This is a genomic window from Micromonospora sp. NPDC047134 (genome assembly GCF_040643455.1).
In the GTDB taxonomy this organism is placed as follows: domain Bacteria; phylum Actinomycetota; class Actinomycetes; order Mycobacteriales; family Micromonosporaceae; genus Micromonospora.
The window spans coordinates 1-17,300 of record NZ_JBEYUI010000014.1 but is presented as its reverse complement, the minus strand read 5'-3'; the positions used below and the strand labels follow the sequence as shown (position 1 = coordinate 17,300).

Sequence of the window (17,300 nt, the reverse complement as noted above, 5' to 3'; positions counted from 1 at the left end):
CGAACGGAGGAACCGACATGACCACGCGCACTCTCAAGGCGGTGACCGGGGGCACCGCCGCCGACCTCATCCGCCGGCTGGCCGACGACGAGACCTTCCCGGCGTACGCCCCGGATCTGGTGGCCGTGCACCGCGACGGCGACCACAGCGACTGGGTCCTCGCCTTCCGGGGCGGGGTGGCCCGCTGGACCCAACGAAGGCGGGTCCTCGCCGACCGGATCGAGTTCGAGCAGACCGACGGTGACTTCCAGGAGTACGCCGGCCACTGGTCGGCCACGGACGGCCCGGACGGCTGCGAGGTCGAGTACACCGTCCGGTTCCGGACCAGCGTCCCGCACTTCGCCGGAGCGGTGGAGTCGGCCGCCGGCCGGGTTCTCACCCGTACCGCCCTGGCGGTGCTGGAGGGGGTAGGTCGGACGGCCCGGCTTACCCGGGGCGGACGCATCCTGTCCGACCTTCCCGAGGGGGGTTCCGGCCATGCGATTCGATGACATCTGGGTGGCCGGTACCGGTGCCACCCTGGGTGACCCGGTGCCGGTCTCCGGGGCGGTGGCGGCCGGAGCGTACTCCGCGGAGGCCGCCGCCAGCACCGGGATGATCAGTTACTCCCAGTCCACCCAGGCCCCGCCGGAGATGGCGGTGTCCAGCGGTCGCCAGGCGATCAAGGCCGCCGCCGAACACGCCGTGGAGATCGGCCCGACCAGCCTGCACCTGCACAGCCACGCCGGCTTCCAGGGCATCGACCAGTGGTCCGCCGCCTGCTGGATCGCCGGGGAGCTGATCGGCACCCAGCTCGACACCATGCCGATCACGGTGGCCGCCTGGTCCAACGGATCGATAGCCAGCCTGGAGGTGGCGGCGAACGCGCTGACCGCCAACCCGGCCCTGCCCTCGGCCCTGATCACCGTCGCCGACCGCTTCGGCCCACCCGGGGACCGCTTCCACACCTCCCCCGGCATGGTCTTCGGTGACGGGGCGGCCGCCGCGGTGCTCACCCGGGGCGGCGGCCGGTTCCGACTGCTGTCCTGTGTCGCCGAGGCCGACACCGTCCTCGGCGGGCTGGCCCGGGGCGACGAGCCCTTCCGGCTGTCGCCCAGCCCGGAGCCGGCCGACTCGCGTCGACGTACCCGGGAGTTCCTGGCCCAGGGCGAGGTGTCACTGCGCGACATCCAGACCCGTACCACCCAGCGGGTGCGCAGCGTCGTCAGCCGTGCCCTCGACGAGGCCCAGGTCAGTCCGGACCAGGTGGACTGGATGGTCACCCCCTTCGTCGGCCGCACCCTCTACCACAACAGCTTCGTCCGCCCTCTCGACTTCACCCCCCGCAACACCCTGCTCGAGTTCGGTCTGACGATCGGGCACCTCGGCGCCGCGGACCAGATCCTCGGACTGCACCACCTGGCCGGATCGGACCTGCTCGAACCGGGGTCTCGGATCCTTCTGATCGGCACCGGCATGGGTTTCACCTTCTCCGCCGCGGTGCTCACCGCGGGCGACGACTGACGGAAGGACCAGCGCGATGCACACCGCCCAGAGCACCACCTCACGGATCAGCGCCACCGAACCGCTGATGTCCCCGGCCGGCCTCCGAGCCGACATCCCCCTCCCGGCCCTGCTGGCCGATCGGGTCGAACACGCCCGACACTCCATCGGCCGCATCCTGCACGGCGACGACGACCGCCTGGTGGTGGTCGCCGGCCCCTGCTCCATCCACGACCCACGCGCGGCCCTGACCTACGCGGAGAAACTCGCCGCGGTGGCCGAACGGGTCTCCGGCTCCCTCCAGATCGTGATGCGGGTGTACGTGGAGAAGCCCCGCACCCGGCTCGGCTGGAAGGGCCTGGTCAGCGACCCCCTGCTGGACGACTCGGACGACCTGGCCACCGGGCTGCGGGTGGCCCGCCGCACCATGGTCGACGTGTTGGGGGTGGGCCTGCCGGTGGGCTGCGAGTTCCTCGACCCGACCGTCGGCCGCTACCTGTCCGACCTGGTCTCCTGGGGCTCGATCGGGGCCCGCACGGTGCAGAGTCAACCGCACCGGCAGCTCACCAGCGGTCTGCCGATGCCGGTCGGGTTCAAGAACTCCACCTGCGGCAACGTCGAGGACTCCATCGACGCGATCGTCACGGCCGGACGCGGACACGTGTACCCGGGTCTCACCGACGACGGGCACGGGGCGGTCATGCGTACCAGCGGCAACCCGGACTGCCATGTCGTCCTGCGGGGCGGCGCCGACGGCCCGAACTTCAGCCCGCAACACGTCTCCCAGACCCTGGACCGGCTCCGCGCCGCCGACCTGTCCAGGGGTCTGTTCATCGACGCCAGCCACGGCAACTGCGGCAAGGACCACGTCCGGCAGCCCAAGGTGGTCGAGGACCTGGCGTTGCGGATCGCCGACGGCGAGCGGGGCATCGCCGGGGTGATGATCGAAAGCTTCCTCACCGAGGGCCGGCAGAACCTGGTGCCGGGACAGTCGCACCGGCTCATCTACGGGCAGAGCGTCACCGACAGCTGCGTGGGCTGGGAGCGCACCGAACACCTGATCGACCTGCTCGCCGACGCGGTGAGCACCCGCCGGTCCGCCTACGGCCTGGCGATGGCCGGCTGAAGCCGCTTCGGAGAGAGGAATCCGCCCATGTCCACGACATCCACCTCGTCGCTTCCCCTGGCCGGCTCCGGCCAGGGGGCGGCGCCCGCGCCGGCCCACCGGGTGCCCCTCACCGGCACCCCCGATCCGACCCGGGCGGTCGCCGCCCTGGCCGCCCTGCTGCGCCGCTACACCGGAGAGGACGAGATCCGCATCGGGCGGCGCGCCCCCGGGGTCCACACCACACTGCTCATGTCCTTCCCGGACACGGCCGCCCTCGGCACCCTGACCGAGCCGGCGGTGCAGCTCGGCGAGGAGGTGACCCCCCAGGGGGTCGTGGTCAGCGACGGGCTGCCGGCCCGGGCGGCCGAGGTGCCGACCGTGGTGGTCGGCGAGGCCGGCCTGGAGTTGCTGATGCCGGCCGACATCTTCGACGAGGCGGCCGTGGCCCAGTACGCCCGGCACCTGGAGCGGATCCTGGCCGCCGGGCCGGAGGTCTCGGTCGCCGAGGTGGCTCTGCTGACCGAGGCGGAGACCCGGCGCGCCCTGGTCGAGTGGAACGACACCGACGCCGCCATCCCCGCGCCGTTCATCCACGAGCTGGTCGCCGAGTACGCCCGCACCACCCCGCAGGCCGTCGCGGTGGCCCTCCCCGACGAGCAGGTCACCTACCGGGAGTTGGACAGCCGGGCCAACCAGTTCGCCCACCGGCTCCGGGCGGCCGGGGTACGCCGTGGCGACCGGGTGGGGGTCTGCTTCCCGCGCGGCGCGGACGCCCTGATCGCCCAACTGGCCTGCTTCAAGCTGACCGCGGCGGCGATCCTGATGGATCCCGGCTTCCCGGCCGACCGGCTGCGGTTCATGCTCGAGGACTCCTCCGCCGTCGCCGTGTTGACCAGCACGGAGCACACCGCCCTGGTCGAGGGGGCCGACTGCCCGGTCATCGACCTGTGGGCCACCGACTGGGCCGCCGAGCCGACCACGGAGGTGCACGAGCCGGTCACCGCGGACGACTTCATCCACATCGGATACACCTCCGGCTCCACCGGGGCACCCAAGGCCGTGCAGGCCCGGTTCGGTCCCGCCCGCAACCTGATCCACGCCATGCGTGAGCTGTGCGGGATGACCGCGGCCTCCCAGGGCACCTGGCTGGCCGCACCCGGGTACGGGATGATCCAGGTCGAGTGCTTCCCGGTGCTCGCGGCCGGTGCCACCGTGCACATCCCGGAGGCCAGCGTGGTCGCCTCCCCGGAGCGTCTCCAGGAGTGGATCCTCCGGTACGGCATCACCACCACCCTGCTGATGAAGCCGATGGCCGAGCGGCTGTGGCTGCTGGAGTGGCCGGCCGACACCAGGCTGCGCGACATCCGGGTCTGCGGCGAGCGGATCCAGGCCTGGCCCCCGGCCGGCCTGCCCTTCCGCCTGATCAACCTGTACGGCTCCTCCGAGGCGACCACGGTCTCCGCCTGCGACATCACCGCCCTGGGCCAGTCCCTGGGCGAGGCGGGCCGGGCCCGGGCCCTGCCGCCGATCGGCCGACCGATCGACAACGTGCGGACCTACGTGCTGGATGAGTGGTTCCGTCCGGTGCCCCCGGGGGTGGTCGGGGAGTTGTGCGTGACCGGGGACAGTCTCTCCGCCGGGTACGTCAACCGACCGGAGCTGACCGCCCAGAAGTGGATCAGCAACCCGATCGACCCGGAACGCTCCCCCGTCCTGTACCGCACGGGCGACATGGCCCGCTACTGGGCGGACGGCAGCATCGAGATCGTCGGCCGCCGAGACGGCCAGATCAAGGTACGCGGCAACACCGTCCACCTGGCCGAGATCGAGATCGTCCTCGGCGCCCAGCCGGGGGTACGGCGTACGGCCGTGCTGGCCCGCGCGGACGGTCAGGGGGACACCCAGCTCACCGCGTACATCGAGCCGGAGGCGGGGGCCACCCCGGCGGTCCGGGACATCCGCCGGGCCCTGCGCAAGCGCCTGCCGGCCTTCATGGTGCCCTCCTCCTTCGTGGTCGGCGAGATCCCGCTGAACACCAACGGCAAGATCGACCGGGGCGCACTGCCGGAGCCACCGCGGTCCCGGCCGGACGTGGACAGCCCCTACCAGGCCCCCACCACGGACCTGGAGCGGGAGCTGCACGAGCTGTGGACCGCCGCCCTGGAGGTCGAGGGGCTGGGGGTGCTGGACAACTTCTTCGACCTGGGCGGGGACTCGCTGCGGGCGGCCCGGGTGACCGGCCAGGTGGCCGACCGGTACCAGCTGGAGGTGGAGGTCGGGGACCTGTTCCACGAGCCGACCATCGCCCGGATGGCCGCCTACCTGGCCGCGGAGCGGGAGGCCCGGCCGGCCCTGGCGACGATCTGAACCACAGCGAAGGGGAGGGCCACCCGGTCGGTGGCCCTCCCCTTCTGCGTTGCCTACGCGGTTCAGTCCCGCAGCTCCCGGTCGACCAGGTCACCGGCCGCCCCGACATACCCGGCCGGGTCCAGCAGCCGGGTCAGCTCCTGCTCGCTGAGGTGCCCCGCGACCCGGGAATCGGCCCCCAGCACCTGGTGCAGGGGCTGCCCGGTCTGCTCGGCCACCCGGCTGGCCTCGGTGAGCAGGGCCCGGGCGGGGGCCCGGCCCAGGTGCGGCGTCAGCACGGCGGCCACCCGCTCGGTGGCCACCCGGTTGCCCGTCAGGGCCAGATTGGCCCGCATCCGCTCCGGCCGTACCGTCAGCCCGGCGGCCAGCTGTTCCGCGGTGTGCGCGGCGCCGCCGACCAGGCGCAGCAGCTCCCGCAGGGGCAGCCACTCGGCGTGCCAGACCCCGGCGGACCGCTCGTCCTCGGCGACCAGGCACTGGGTCAGGGCCGCCGCGTAGCAGGGGGCTTGCAGGGCGGCGCTGCGGATCAGGGTGGACAGCACCGGGTTGCTCTTGTGCGGCATGGCCGAGGAACTGCCCCGCCCGGCCACGGTCGGCTCGGCCACCTCACCGATCTCGGTACGCACCAGCACCAGCACGTCCGCGGCGAACTTCCCCAGGGCCCCGGCGGTGTGGGCCAGGGCGGCGGCCAGGTCCGCCATCGGGGTACGCAGGGCGTGCCAGGGCAGCACCACCGCGGCCAGCCCGGTCTCCTCGGCGTACGCGGCCGTCAACCTGGCGGGGTATCCCTCGCCATGGTGACCGTCCATATTGGCGTACTCCTGGTATCCGGCCAGGGTGCCGGCGGCGCCGCCCAGGGCCACCGGCAGCACCAGGGCGTCCAGCCGGTCCCGGGCGTCCAGCACCAGCCGACGCCACCCGGCCGCCTTCAGCCCGAAGGTGGTCGGCACCGCGTGCAGGGCCAGGGTCCGCCCGGCCATCACGGTGTCCCGGTGTCGGCCGGCCAGTACGCCCAGCGAGGTGGCCACCGCGGTCAGGTCGGCGCGGATCAGGGCGATCGCCCGCCTGGCCACCAGCATCGCCCCGGTGTCGAAGATGTCCTGGCTGGTGGAGCCGCGGTGCACGTACTCGGCCGCGGCCCGGTCCTTGGCGGCCACCCCGGCGGTCAGCGCCTGGACCAGGGCGACGACCGGGTTGGCGGTCTCCCGGGAGGCCAGGGCGATGGCGCGTACGTCGAAGGCCTCCACCCGGGCGCACCGGGTGATCATCTCGGCGGCCTCCGGCGGCAGGGTGCCCAGCCGGGCCTGGGCCCGGGCCAGTGCCGACTCCGCGTCGAGCATGGCCTGGACCCAGGCGACATCGTCGACGGCCGCCTCGACCGGTGTCCCGGCCCGTACCGGAGACAGCAGTCCGGTGGACTCCGTCACACGATCACCCCTATCGGGTCCTCGTCCGGCGCCTCCGCGAAGGCCCGGCGCACCTCGCGGGGCACCCGGGCCACCTCGGGCAGCCCCAGCACCTCACGGGCGATGGCGTCCGAATCGGCCAGGGTCACCGAGTCGACCCCGGGCCGGATGCCGGCCGCGGTCACCCAGTGCACCGACTCGGTGGGTACCCCGTAGGCGAACCGCCGGGGATGAGGGCGCCCGCAGCCGTCCAGCAGCCGGTAGGGGCGCTCCGTGACGGCCAGCCCGCCGGTCTCGTAGCTGCCGATCCGGTACGGGACCGCCTGATCGGTGTCCAGCAGATGCCGCAGCAGGGGATCCTCCGTACGGCGCAGGTCGGGTTCCGGCAACCGGGCCTCGATCAGCACCCGGGACCGGATCGGCTCACCGGGCACCGCGCTGGACCCGCTGACGAAGGCCGGCTCCGTGGTGTCCAGCCGGATCCAGGTGCCCGGACCGGTCAGGGTGAGCACCCCGGCCTCGATCAGGGCGATCATCTGCTCGACCCGGACCGCAGGGGGTCCGATGGAGAGGTACCCGTTCAGGGGGGTGTACCACCCCTCCAGGTCGTCCCGGTGCGACTCACCGCTGAGACCGCCGTGGTCGACCGCCAGCCGGATCTCGTTGCGCAGATCCCGCAGCACGTCCAGGGCCGCCTTCAGGGGTCCCTCGACATTGCCGGCCCGGGCCGCCCGCACATCGGCGCGCAGGTGCTCCAGCAGCCAGCCCTGGAAGTCCGTCCGGTCGACGAAGGTGCTGTCGCCGTACGGGCGGGCCAGCCGCTCCCAACTGAACCTGCGCCGCGGCGCGATGCCGTACGCCTCCAGCACCTCGGTGGTGTCCCCGCCGATCGGGACGGCCAGGAAGTCGGCCTGGAAGGCCATCGTCTCCGGCCCCAGCCCGAGCAGGGTCGTGTAGTAGACGTTCTCCACCTCCCGGGCGATCACCGGCCACAGGTCCCGGGTGAAGTTGATCGGCCGGGGCAGGTCCGCCACGTACTCGGCGGTCAGCAGCAGCGGCAGGTGTCGGCCGGCCGCGCCCTTCTGGTTCTCGCCCCGGGACTGGTAGGGCACCCCCCGCCGGGAGCTGGCGTACAGCCGGGGTTCCCGGCCGGAGGGCCGGTAGGTCAGCCACCCGTCCGGCCTGGTGACGAAGGAGCCACCTCGGCCGACCGTCAGCAGGGCCATGTGGTCGAAGAAGTTCAGCCCCAGCCCACGCAGCAGTACCGGCTCCCCCGGCCCGATCTCGTCCAGATCCAGGTCGGCCGGGTTGGCCGGGGTCAGGTACCGCAGGTGGTGGATGCGGGACAGGCTGGCCGTACGGGCCTCCCGGGCGGTGGGCCGGACCTGCTGGTGACCGAGGGCCAGGACCACCGCGTCCAGGTCGTGCAGCCGGGTCCCGTCGGCCAGCCGTACCCCTTGCGGGCCGCCGGTCACCCCGTCGGTGTCGGCCAGGGCGATGGCCCGGGACCGGTGGCAGCGGACGGTCACATGACGGGGAGCCTGCTCCACCACCCGACTGAAGGCGGCCTGAAGGTAGCGGCCGTAGAAGGCCCGGGAGGGGTACGAGTTCGGGCCGAGGGCACGCGCCTCCTCGTCGGGCTGGTCCAGCGCCCACTCGTACAGGCTGGGGCCGGGCTCGATCGGGCCCTCGATGCGTGAGCTGTCGTCCGACCAGACCGTGATCTGAGCGGCCACGGTGTTCGTCATCAGGTGGCGGGACTGGTCACAGCGCCACACCGCCCCGGCGCCCGCCCCGGCCGGGTCGACGACATGCACCACGACCTCCTCGTGCGAGGGTCGGGCGCGTTCGTTGGCACAGAGTCGTTCCAGCACGGACAGTCCGCGAGGCCCGGCCCCGATGATGCAGATCTCGGTCATGCCGCCACTCCCTGCACGGTCGGGCGGACGGGGGCCCCGGCTACCCGGGTGCCGTGCATCCAGGCCAGGTGCTCGCGCAGGTCCTGCTGGGAGAGACCGCGCAGCCGCTCGTTGCGGCGGCGGGCCGCAGCTCCGGCCGGGTGCCACAGCACGACACTGTTCCGGGCCGCCCGTTGCACCGCCGCGGTCCGACCGGCCCGCTCGGCCGCGTACCCCCGCAGTCCGGCCTCGGGCGATGCCCCCGGGGTCAGGTGTCGGGCCAGCACCACCGCGTCCTCCAGGGCCTGGCAGGCACCCTGAGCGGCGTAGTGCAGCATCGGATGAGCAGCATCCCCGAGCAGGGCCACCCGACCCTCGGTCCAGGTGTCCACCGGTTCCCGGTCGACCAGGGTCCAGGTCTTCCACTCCTCGCCGAGGGCCAGCAGCCGCTGGGCCGTCCCGCCCAGGGCGGGGAACTCGGCCCGGGCCCGCTCCCGGCTGACCGGTCTGCCGGCCACCGCGGTGGTGCTGCCGTCGACGCTGCTGGCGGCCAGGTTCAGGTACCGGCCCCCGGCGATCGGGTAGTGCACGAAGTGGCATCCCGGCCCGGCCCACCAGACCACGGACCGGTCGTACCGCAGGTCCGCCGGCACCCGGTCCATCTCGACGACCGCCCGGTAGACCGTGATGCCGGAGACGATCGGATCACCGTCGCCGACCATCTGCTGCCGGATCGCGGAGTGCAGGCCGTCCGCGCCGATGACGACCTCGCCCTCGACCCGTTCCCCGTCCGCCAGGGTCACCCAGGCGGAGAGGTCCTCCTGGCCGTACCCGAGGACCGGGGCGTCGCTGCGCAGTTCGATCGCGGCCGTGTCGCGGCAGGCGTCCAGCAGGGCGGTGTGCAGCTCGGCCCGGTGCACCACGACGTACGGGCGCCCGAAGCGACGCCGATAGGTCTCCGTGAGTTCCAGGCTGGTCACATGTTCCCCGGTGACCCCGTCCATGAACCGCAACTCGTCCATGCGTACCGCCCCGGCCCGCACGGTGGCCCCGACCCCCAGCTGATCCAGCGCGTGCAGGCCATTGGGGGCCAACTGGATGCCGGCGCCGATCTCGGCGAACCGTGCCGCCTTCTCCAGGACGGTGACCTGGTGGCCGGTGCGGGCCAGGGCCAGGGCGGTGGCGAGTCCGCCGATGCCGCCACCGGCGATGATCACCCGGGACATCAGGCCCTCCCGTCCCCGGCCAACAGCCGCGCCAGCTCCAGCCTCTTGATCTTCGTGGTGGCGGTGTGCGGCAGGTCCCCGATGCGCCACTGGATCGGCTCGCCCATCGCCGGCAGACCGGCTACCGCAGCCCGCCAGGCCACCGGGTCCAACGGGCGGTCGTCCCGGGTGCACACCACCGGCACCGCGCCGCCGTCGGCCCCCGGCACGATGACCACCTCGGCCAGTTCCGGGATCCGGCTGAACAGGGTGTCCTCGGCGGCCAGGGTGGAGCCGAAGCCCTCGATCAGGTCGACCTCGCGGTCCAGCAGGTGCACACACCCCCAGCGGGTGCGATAGCCGACATCCCCCATCCGCCACCAGCCACCGGCGGAGAGCTGGGCGTCGTAGCGCTGCTGCTCGCCCAGGTAGGTGACGATCCGGCCCCCGCTGCGTACCTCGATGAAGCCGGGGTTCTCGGCCGAGGGCGGCTTGCCGTCCCGGCTGACCACCCGTACCCCGGTCATGCCCGGGAAAGGCATCCCCACGCACCGCCCGTCGGCGTCCTCCCCCCGCCCCCGGGTGTAGGTGCGGCCGATCACCGGTCCGACCTCGCTCTGGCCGTACAACTGCCCGAAGACCGGGTTGCGTCGACGGGAGGCGTCCAGCAGCCGCCGGATGGTCCTGGGGTGGATGGCGTCGAAGGTGGAGCTGAACAGCTTCACCCCGGCCAGCGGCCCACGGGGGTCGTCCGCCAGCCCCTCCCACTCCATCAGCGAGTTGGGGTGGGCCTCCAGCACCCCGGGGCGCAGCCGACTGAACAGGTCCGCCACCCGATCCGGGTCGGAGTCCACCAGCACCACGATGGGACAGCCCCGCAGCAGGGACATGGCCAGCGCGGTCATCAGCCGGGAGTGCACGAAGGAGACATGGATGGCCACGGTCTCCCGGCGTCGCAACAGCGCGGTGACCACCGAGATCTGCGGCCGGTACCGGGCCTGGAGGGTGAACCCGGTGTGCACGGCCAGCTTGGGGATCCCGGTGGTGCCGGAGGTGTGTGTGATCAACGCCGGACGGTCCGCGGGCACGGTGACCACGGGCACCCGGGGTGCCCCGGCGAATTCACCGAACGACTTCGCCCCGGGGTGACTTCCGGCGGTCAGCAGGATGCCCGCGGCCCGGTCGAAGATCACCTCCGGCAGACCGGCCAGCTTGGCCTCGTCGGTGACGAGGAAGGGCCGGTCGGCCCGGCGTACCAGTTCCGCCACGGTGTCCCCGTCCAGGCTGGGGGAGAGCAGCACCGGCACCCCGCCGATCCGGGAGACCGCGAAGGCCAGCAGGGTGATGTCGAACCCGTTCGTCTTGTGCACGACCACCCGGTCGGCCGGGCGTACCCCGGCGGCCCACAGCCGGGCGGCGTAGTCGTCGATCAGGTCGGCTACCTCACCGACCGTCAGCCGCCGCCCCAGATCGGGGGCGATCTGCAGATCATGGTCCAGGGTGACCACATTGGTGGGGTGTCGCCGGGCGGCCCGCTCGAAGAGGGTGCCGAGCTGGATGCCCCGGTTCCTGATGCGTTGCAGCAGCATGGTCAGTCCTCCTCTAGTACCTGGCAGAGACGACCGAGAGTGGCGCGCATGTCGCCGGCGACCTTGGCCCCCCACTCGGCGAAGAACCGCTCCCGCGCGGCGGCGTCCATGTCGGCGGTGATGCCCCGGATGCCCTCCGTGGCCGCGCCCATCCGGAACCGGTGGACCAGCACCGATCCGCCCCCGGGCTGCTCGGCGATGTCGTAGGCCCAGACGCTGTCCTGACGCGCCCCCGCCCGGTTCCGCATGGACCAGGCGAAGGTGCGACCCGGCTCGGCGGTCACCACCTCGGACTCGGTGAACCAGACACCGCGTACGACCGGCGCCCAGGCCACCACGTCGGCCTCCCGCCGGTTCTCGCCGCGGAACACCGCGCCGACCGTGCCGGGTTCACCGGCGATCCACGATCCGCCCACACACTCGGGGCTCCATTCGCCGCTGCGCTCGAGGTCGCTGACCAAGGCATAGACCCGGTCCGGTGGCGCGGACACCTTGCTCTGCACCGACAACTCGAACAGTGGCCGCGAAGCGGTCTGCATCTCGGTCCCCTCACGTCGTGACGTATGTTCGTCTGTTTCGACGCTAGAAAACGTGAGGATCGGTATCGATGGCTGCGCGATAAACCCTTCTACTCGTCATTCGACGGCGTGTGCATGATTTCGATGGCAGGGTGGCACCATGCTGGCTGCGTACATCGAAAGGTTCGGCCCGCCAGAAGAAATTCGGTACGGCCGGCTGCCCGACCCCTCCCCCGGCCCCACGGACGTGCTCGTCGAGGTGTGGGCGAGCACGGTCAACCCGGTCGACACCTTCGTCCGCTCCGGGCTGTTCCGCACCCCGGTGGCCTTCCCCTTCGTCATCGCCCGGGATCTGGTGGGTCGGGTGGTCCGGGCCGGGCCGGGCGCGACGGGGTTCGCCCCCGGCGATCCGGTGTGGTGCAACAGCCTCGGTCATGACGGTCGGCAGGGCGCCGCGGCCGAACTGGCGGTGGTGCCCGCGGACCGGCTGTACCGGCTGCCGGCGGGGGTCGATCCGCTGACCGCGGTGGGGGTGCTGCATCCCACGGCCACCGCCTACCTGGGGCTGTTCCGGCACGGTCAGCTGAGCGCCGGTGACACCGTGCTGGTCGGCGGGGCAGCCGGCAATGTCGGCAGCGCGGCGGTCGTCCTGGCCGCCCAGGCGGGGGCCCGGGTGATCGCCACGGCCGGTCCGGGGGACCTGGCCCGGTGCCGGGCGATGGGCGCCGCCGAGGCGATCCCGTACGACGCCCCGGACCTGGCCGCCCGACTGCGGGCCGCCGCCCCCGAGGGGATCGACGTGCACCTGGACACCTCCGGCCACAACGATCTGCGGCTGGCGGTAGACCTCCTGGCCCACGGGGGTCGGATCGTCCTGCTGGCCGGGGCCCGCACCGAACCGGTGCTACCGGCGGGTCGGCTGTACATGCGGGACGGATCGATCCGGGGCTTCGTCATCTCCCACGCCAGTACGGCCGAACTGGCCGCCGCGGCCCGGACCATCAACCGGCTGCTGCCCTCCGGTCTTCTGCGTACCCGCGAGGTGGCCGTGCTGCCGTTGCAATCCGCAGCCGAGGCGCACGCAATTATCGAGAATGGCACCGATAAGAGGATCTTATTGGGGCTCTGAACGAATGTCGGGCTAGCGTCCTACACATATTACGAGCATCGGCGAGAGGACACCGGAAATGGGCAAGGTATGGTTCGTGACAGGCTCGTCGCGCGGTCTGGGCCGCGAGTTCGTCAGCGCGGCACTGTCCCGTGGTGACCAGGTGGCCGCCACCGCCCGCGACACGAGCGCCCTGGCCGATCTCGTCGCCGAGCACGGCACCGCGATCCTGCCGCTGACCCTGGACGTGACCGACCGGGCCGCCGTCGTAGCCGCGGTCCAGCAGGCGTACGAGCATTTCGGTCGCCTCGACGTGGTGGTGAACAACGCCGGGTTCGGCCTGTTCGGCACAATCGAGGAGATCAGCGAGGCCGACATCCGGGCGCAACTGGAGACCAACGTGCTCGGCGCGCTCTGGGTCTCCCAGGCGGTGCTGCCGTACCTGCGCGAGCAGGGCAGCGGCCACATCGTGCAGGTCTCCAGCGCCGGTGGGGTGCTGGCCTTCCCCGCCCTGGGGGGCTACCACGCCTCCAAGTGGGCCCTGGAGGGGTTCAGCGAGTCCCTCTCCCAGGAGGTGGCCGGCTTCGGCATCAAGGTGACCATTGTGGAGCCGGGGTCGTACGGCACCGACTGGGGCGGGCCCTCCGCCTCCTTCTCCGCGCCGCACCCGGCGTACGACGGGCTCCGGCAGGCGATGGCCGGCTTCCAGCTGCGCCAGGGCAGTCCCCGGGCCGCGGCCCAGGCCCTGCTCACCGTGGTGGACGCGGAGAATCCGCCGCTGCGGATCTTCTTCGGCACCCAGCCGTACCAGGCCGCCCAGGGGGTGTACGCCGACCGACTCAAGACCTGGGCGGACTGGTCCGCCCTGTCCGCCGAGGCCGAGGGCGAACCCGCCCTGCACGGGGTCGTCGCCTGAACCACCGCAGTTGCCCCGCCCCGCTCCCCCGGGGTGGGGCAACTGCGTGTCGGTGACGGGTCCGCCGATAACTGTCGCTGATCGGAACAGAATGACCGACTATCACCGCGTACGGCAGCAAAGAGGCGTTTTCGCCTAGCGTTCCTGACATGACATCACGAACCCAGGTACCAGTGGCAACCCAGACGGACAGGAGGCGCTGGATCGCGCTGGCCATCGTGATGGCCGCGGCCTTCATGGATCTGGTCGACGTCACCATCGTCAACATCGCCATCCCGGCGATCCAGGAGGACATCGGCGCCACGGTCAGTCAGATCCAGTGGATCGTCGCCGGGTACGCCCTGGCCTTCGCGGTCGGCCTGATCACCGGTGGTCGACTCGGCGACATCTACGGCCGCAAGCGACTCTTCCTGGCCGGCATCGCCGGCTTCACCATCGCCTCGGCGCTGTGCGGCATCGCCCAGAGCCCCGAGCTGCTCGTCACCGCACGGATCCTCCAGGGCGCCATGGCCGCGCTGATGGTTCCGCAGGTACTGGCGATCATCCACGCCACCTTCCCGCCGCACGAGAAGGGGAAGGTGTTCGGACTCTGGGGTGCCATCGTCGGGCTCGGCGGCATCTCCGGCCCGCTGATCGGTGCCCTGCTGACCCACTGGAACCTGTTCGGTCTGGAGTGGCGGCCGATCTTCCTGATCAACCTGCCGGTCGGCATCCTGGCCCTGATCCTGGGCGCCAAATACATCGAGGAGTCCCGCTCCCCGCAGGCCCTGCGCCTGGACCTCGTCGGGGTGATCGTGGGTACGGTCGGCCTGCTGATGCTGCTCTACCCGCTGACCCGGGGCGAGGAGACCGGCTGGCCCACCTGGGGCTTCGTCACCATGTTCGCCTCCATCCCGGTCTTCGGCGCCCTCATCGCGTACGAGCGGGCGAAGTCCCGCCGGGACGGCTCCCCCCTGATCGAACTGTCCCTGTTCCGGGTGAAGGGTTTCTCCGCCGGGGTCGCGGTCCAGTTGGCCTTCGGTGTCGTGACCGGCGTCTTCTTCCTGGTGTGGACCCTGTACATGCAGGTGGGCCTGGGCTGGAGTGTGCTGCGGGCCGGGCTCAGCGGCATCCCCTTCTCGGTGGCCACCACCATCGCCGCCGGCATCTCCGTGCAGCTGCTGATCCCCAAGCTGGGCCGCAAGGTGTTGCAGATGGGGGCGCTGCTGATGGGGACCGGCATGGCCCTGTACGGCTGGACGGCCAACCACTTCGGCCAGGAGGTCACCTTCTGGCAGATGGTCCCCGCCCTGCTGGTCATCGGCTTCGGAATGGGCCTGATCGTGTCGCCGCTGATCAACGCGATCCTGGCCGAGGTACCCCTGGCCCACGCCGGCTCGGCCTCCGGCCTGATCCACACCATGTTGCAGGTCGGTCAGGCCCTCGGCCTGGCACTCACCTCGGTGTTTTTCTTCGGGGTGCTCTCCGAGACCAGCTCGGGTGGTCGCTCCCCCTTCGTCGACGCCTTCGAGAACACGGCCTACTGGCTGGCCGGCATCCTCGCCGTGATCGCGGTGCTGATGACCGCGCTGCCGGCCGCGGCGGCTCCGCCGCAGGTGGACGGCCCACCCCAGGGCCTACCCACCGAGACCGAGCCGGCCGAGGTGAAGATCCCGGTGCCCGCCGGTCGCTGATCCCGTTTTCCTTTGGGCGGCCCCTGACCTCCAGCCACTGGAGGATCGGCGGGCCGCCCGACTCCGCCAGGCCATCTGACCCGGGAGGATGAGGACATGCTCGACACCTTGCGACATCCGGTGATCGTCGCCCCGATGGCCGGCGGCCCCTCGACCGTACGCCTGGTCGCCGCCGCCGCTGAGGCCGGTGGCCTGGGCTTCCTGGCGACCGGGTACCGGTCACCCGAGGTGGTATGGACCGAGCTGGCGGAAATCCGCGAGACCGGCCTGCCGTACGGGGTCAACGTCTTCATTCCGCAGCCCCCGGTCGAGGTGTCCACTGTCGAGCCCTACCGTGACCTGCTGCTCCCCGAGGCCGAGCGGCTGGGGGTGACCCTGCCGCAGGTGCGCACCCAGGACGACGACCACTACCTGGCCAAGATCGAACTGCTGCGGGCGGCGGCGCCCCCGCTGGTCAGTTTCGCCTTCGGCATCCCCTCCGCCGAGGTGGTGGCCACCCTGCGGGCCCAGGGCACGGCCGTCCTGGTCACCGTCACCAATGCCGCCGAGGCCCGGCAGGCCGCCAGGGCCGGGGCGGACGGGCTGGTCGCCCAGGGCGGCACCGCGGGCGGTCACGCCTCGACGACCACACCCCAGACCTACGACCCCGACCGCGCCACCGCCGAGGTGGTCCGGGAGGTGCTACCCGCCGGCCTGCCGGTGATCGCCGCGGGCGGGGTGGGCACCGCCGAGGACGTACGCCTCCTGCTGGCTGCCGGGGCGGTGGCCGTGCAAGCGGGAACGATGTTCCTGCTGGCCGACGAGGCCGGCACCCGGGCGGTGCAGAAGGCGGCGATGACCGGCGGCGAGCACACCGGCACGGTCGTCACCCGGGCCTTCACCGGCCGCCCGGCACGCGCCCTGCGGAACCGCTTCACGGACCGCTTCTCCACGGCGGCCCCGCTGGCCTATCCGGCCGTGCACCACCTGACCGCGCCGCTGCGGGCCGCCGCCGCCGAAGCCGACGATCCGCACGGGCTGAACCTCTGGGCCGGCACCGGCCACCGGCACGCACGCCCCGGACCGGCGGCACAGATCCTGCACTCCTTGGCAGGGGCCCTATGAGGAAGGCACCGGTACCTCAAGCTCAAGCCGGAGGGTTCGGACAATCATCGGCAGACCGGCGCTTTGTTGCTCCGACCTAGTCGAAGGCCCCCACTCTGTTCGTCTCGACCCACTTGCCGGAGGAGAGCCATGATCAGCGTCATATCGGTCAGGCTCTTTGATCAACCAGCGGTCGACTCACCCTGACCGGACGGGCCCAGCCCCGGCGGTCGCGCGCGAACTGCGCAAAGTGGGAGAGGCCGGTCGGTCGGCGGCACCGTTAACGTTGCCATGCGCCCACCACACAGGGTGGAGCACCCGACGAACCAGCCGGAGGGTAAGCCATGACCAGCTCCGCTCCCGCGCCTGTCGTGGCCGGTGGACCGTTGGCAACGGTACGCGCGGTCCGCGGCGCCATCCAGGTGAACCGGGACGAGCCCCCGGCTGTCACCGGCGCGACCCGGATACTGCTGGCCGAGGTGATGCACCGCAACGAGTTGCACCCGGACGACCTGATCAGTCTCTTCTTCACCACCACCGCGGACCTGGTCAGCTGCTTCCCCGCCGAGGCGGCCCGGCAACTGGGCATGGCCGATGTGCCTCTGCTCTGCGCACAGGAGATCGACGTCCCGGGCGCCCTGCCCCGCGTCGTCCGGCTGCTGGCGCACGTCCGAACAACCCGGTCCCGCGCCGAGATCACCCACGTCTACCTGGGCGGGGCCGCCCGCCTCCGGCCGGACCTGGCCGGATGAACCGCCCAGGAGATGCCGGGGTCGGGTAGCGGCAGGCTCTCCGGGAAACCTCGGCCGGCCGGGGCGGGGGTCTCCCCAGGGCCCCGGCAAAGTCGTCAGATGATGCCGAGTAGGGCCAGTGGGCGGGTGCTGTCGCGGGCGTGATGTCGGTTGGCGGCGGCGATGTTGGTGACGCCGGCGGTGCGGAGTGCGCTG

14 protein-coding genes are annotated in these 17,300 nt (G+C 72.1%); 9 read left to right on the top strand and 5 right to left on the bottom strand.

Going from position 1 to position 17,300, the window contains the following annotated elements; translation table 11 throughout:
- The first annotated feature begins 17 nt into the window (after positions 1–17).
- Genes ABZ795_RS17865 through ABZ795_RS17850 form a run of 4 tightly spaced genes read left to right on the top strand, consistent with a single transcriptional unit; the run spans position 18 to position 4,957 of the window.
- On the top strand, positions 18–491 hold the full coding sequence (locus ABZ795_RS17865; protein ID WP_357531157.1) for an SRPBCC family protein: 474 nt from the start codon (positions 18–20) through the stop codon (positions 489–491).
- Positions 478–1,503 (top strand): ketoacyl-ACP synthase III family protein, encoded by a 1,026-nt coding sequence (locus ABZ795_RS17860; RefSeq protein ID WP_357531156.1) that lies wholly within the window; start codon positions 478–480, stop codon positions 1,501–1,503. Before ABZ795_RS17865 ends, ABZ795_RS17860 begins: the two co-directional genes overlap by 14 nt.
- Before the next feature lie 16 nt (positions 1,504–1,519).
- The gene (locus tag ABZ795_RS17855) at positions 1,520–2,608 is read left to right on the top strand and encodes a 3-deoxy-7-phosphoheptulonate synthase (RefSeq protein WP_327022932.1); all 1,089 of its coding nucleotides are present in this window, start codon (positions 1,520–1,522) and stop codon (positions 2,606–2,608) included.
- A 27-nt stretch (positions 2,609–2,635) separates the two neighbouring features.
- Positions 2,636–4,957: a non-ribosomal peptide synthetase gene (locus ABZ795_RS17850; protein ID WP_357531155.1), complete on the top strand. Its 2,322-nt coding sequence runs from the start codon at positions 2,636–2,638 to the stop codon at positions 4,955–4,957.
- Between the two features lie 62 nt (positions 4,958–5,019).
- Here the strand turns inward: ABZ795_RS17850 and ABZ795_RS17845 are convergent, their stop codons facing one another.
- From ABZ795_RS17845 to ABZ795_RS17825, 5 genes are read right to left on the bottom strand one after another with little or no spacing between them, the layout of a single operon-like run.
- The gene (locus tag ABZ795_RS17845; RefSeq protein ID WP_357531154.1) at positions 5,020–6,384 is read right to left on the bottom strand and encodes an adenylosuccinate lyase family protein; all 1,365 of its coding nucleotides are present in this window, start codon (positions 6,382–6,384) and stop codon (positions 5,020–5,022) included.
- Positions 6,381–8,282 carry an FAD/NAD(P)-binding protein gene (locus ABZ795_RS17840; protein ID WP_357531153.1) on the bottom strand — a complete coding sequence of 634 codons (1,902 nt, stop codon included), beginning with the start codon at positions 8,280–8,282 and terminating at the stop codon, positions 6,381–6,383. The genes ABZ795_RS17845 and ABZ795_RS17840 overlap by 4 nt, the downstream gene beginning before the upstream one ends.
- The gene (locus tag ABZ795_RS17835) at positions 8,279–9,487 is read right to left on the bottom strand and encodes an FAD-dependent monooxygenase (protein WP_327022936.1); all 1,209 of its coding nucleotides are present in this window, start codon (positions 9,485–9,487) and stop codon (positions 8,279–8,281) included. The genes ABZ795_RS17840 and ABZ795_RS17835 overlap by 4 nt, the downstream gene beginning before the upstream one ends.
- A complete protein-coding gene (locus ABZ795_RS17830; RefSeq protein WP_357531152.1) occupies positions 9,487–11,055 on the bottom strand; it encodes a class I adenylate-forming enzyme family protein in 1,569 nt (522 codons plus the stop codon). Before ABZ795_RS17830 ends, ABZ795_RS17835 begins: the two co-directional genes overlap by 1 nt.
- Positions 11,056–11,057: 2 nt before the next feature.
- Positions 11,058–11,594 carry an SRPBCC family protein gene (locus tag ABZ795_RS17825; RefSeq protein ID WP_327022938.1) on the bottom strand — a complete coding sequence of 179 codons (537 nt, stop codon included), beginning with the start codon at positions 11,592–11,594 and terminating at the stop codon, positions 11,058–11,060.
- A gap of 139 nt (positions 11,595–11,733) precedes the next feature.
- Between ABZ795_RS17825 and ABZ795_RS17820 the strand changes: the two genes are divergently transcribed.
- The 5 genes from ABZ795_RS17820 to aroH all read left to right on the top strand — a co-directional run bounded on the left by ABZ795_RS17820 (position 11,734) and on the right by aroH (position 17,105).
- Positions 11,734–12,702 carry an NADPH:quinone reductase gene (locus ABZ795_RS17820; protein WP_357531151.1) on the top strand — a complete coding sequence of 323 codons (969 nt, stop codon included), beginning with the start codon at positions 11,734–11,736 and terminating at the stop codon, positions 12,700–12,702.
- 58 nt (positions 12,703–12,760) lie between these two features.
- Entirely contained in the window at positions 12,761–13,597 is an 837-nt protein-coding gene (locus ABZ795_RS17815; protein WP_357531150.1) for an SDR family NAD(P)-dependent oxidoreductase, read from the top strand.
- A 149-nt stretch (positions 13,598–13,746) separates the two neighbouring features.
- A complete protein-coding gene (locus ABZ795_RS17810) occupies positions 13,747–15,270 on the top strand; it encodes an MFS transporter (protein WP_357531149.1) in 1,524 nt (507 codons plus the stop codon).
- Between the two features lie 96 nt (positions 15,271–15,366).
- Positions 15,367–16,374 carry a nitronate monooxygenase gene (locus ABZ795_RS17805; RefSeq protein WP_357531148.1) on the top strand — a complete coding sequence of 336 codons (1,008 nt, stop codon included), beginning with the start codon at positions 15,367–15,369 and terminating at the stop codon, positions 16,372–16,374.
- Positions 16,375–16,697: 323 nt separating this feature from the next.
- Positions 16,698–17,105: a chorismate mutase gene (gene aroH / locus ABZ795_RS17800; RefSeq protein ID WP_357531147.1), complete on the top strand. Its 408-nt coding sequence runs from the start codon at positions 16,698–16,700 to the stop codon at positions 17,103–17,105.
- The last annotated feature ends 195 nt before the right edge of the window (positions 17,106–17,300 follow it).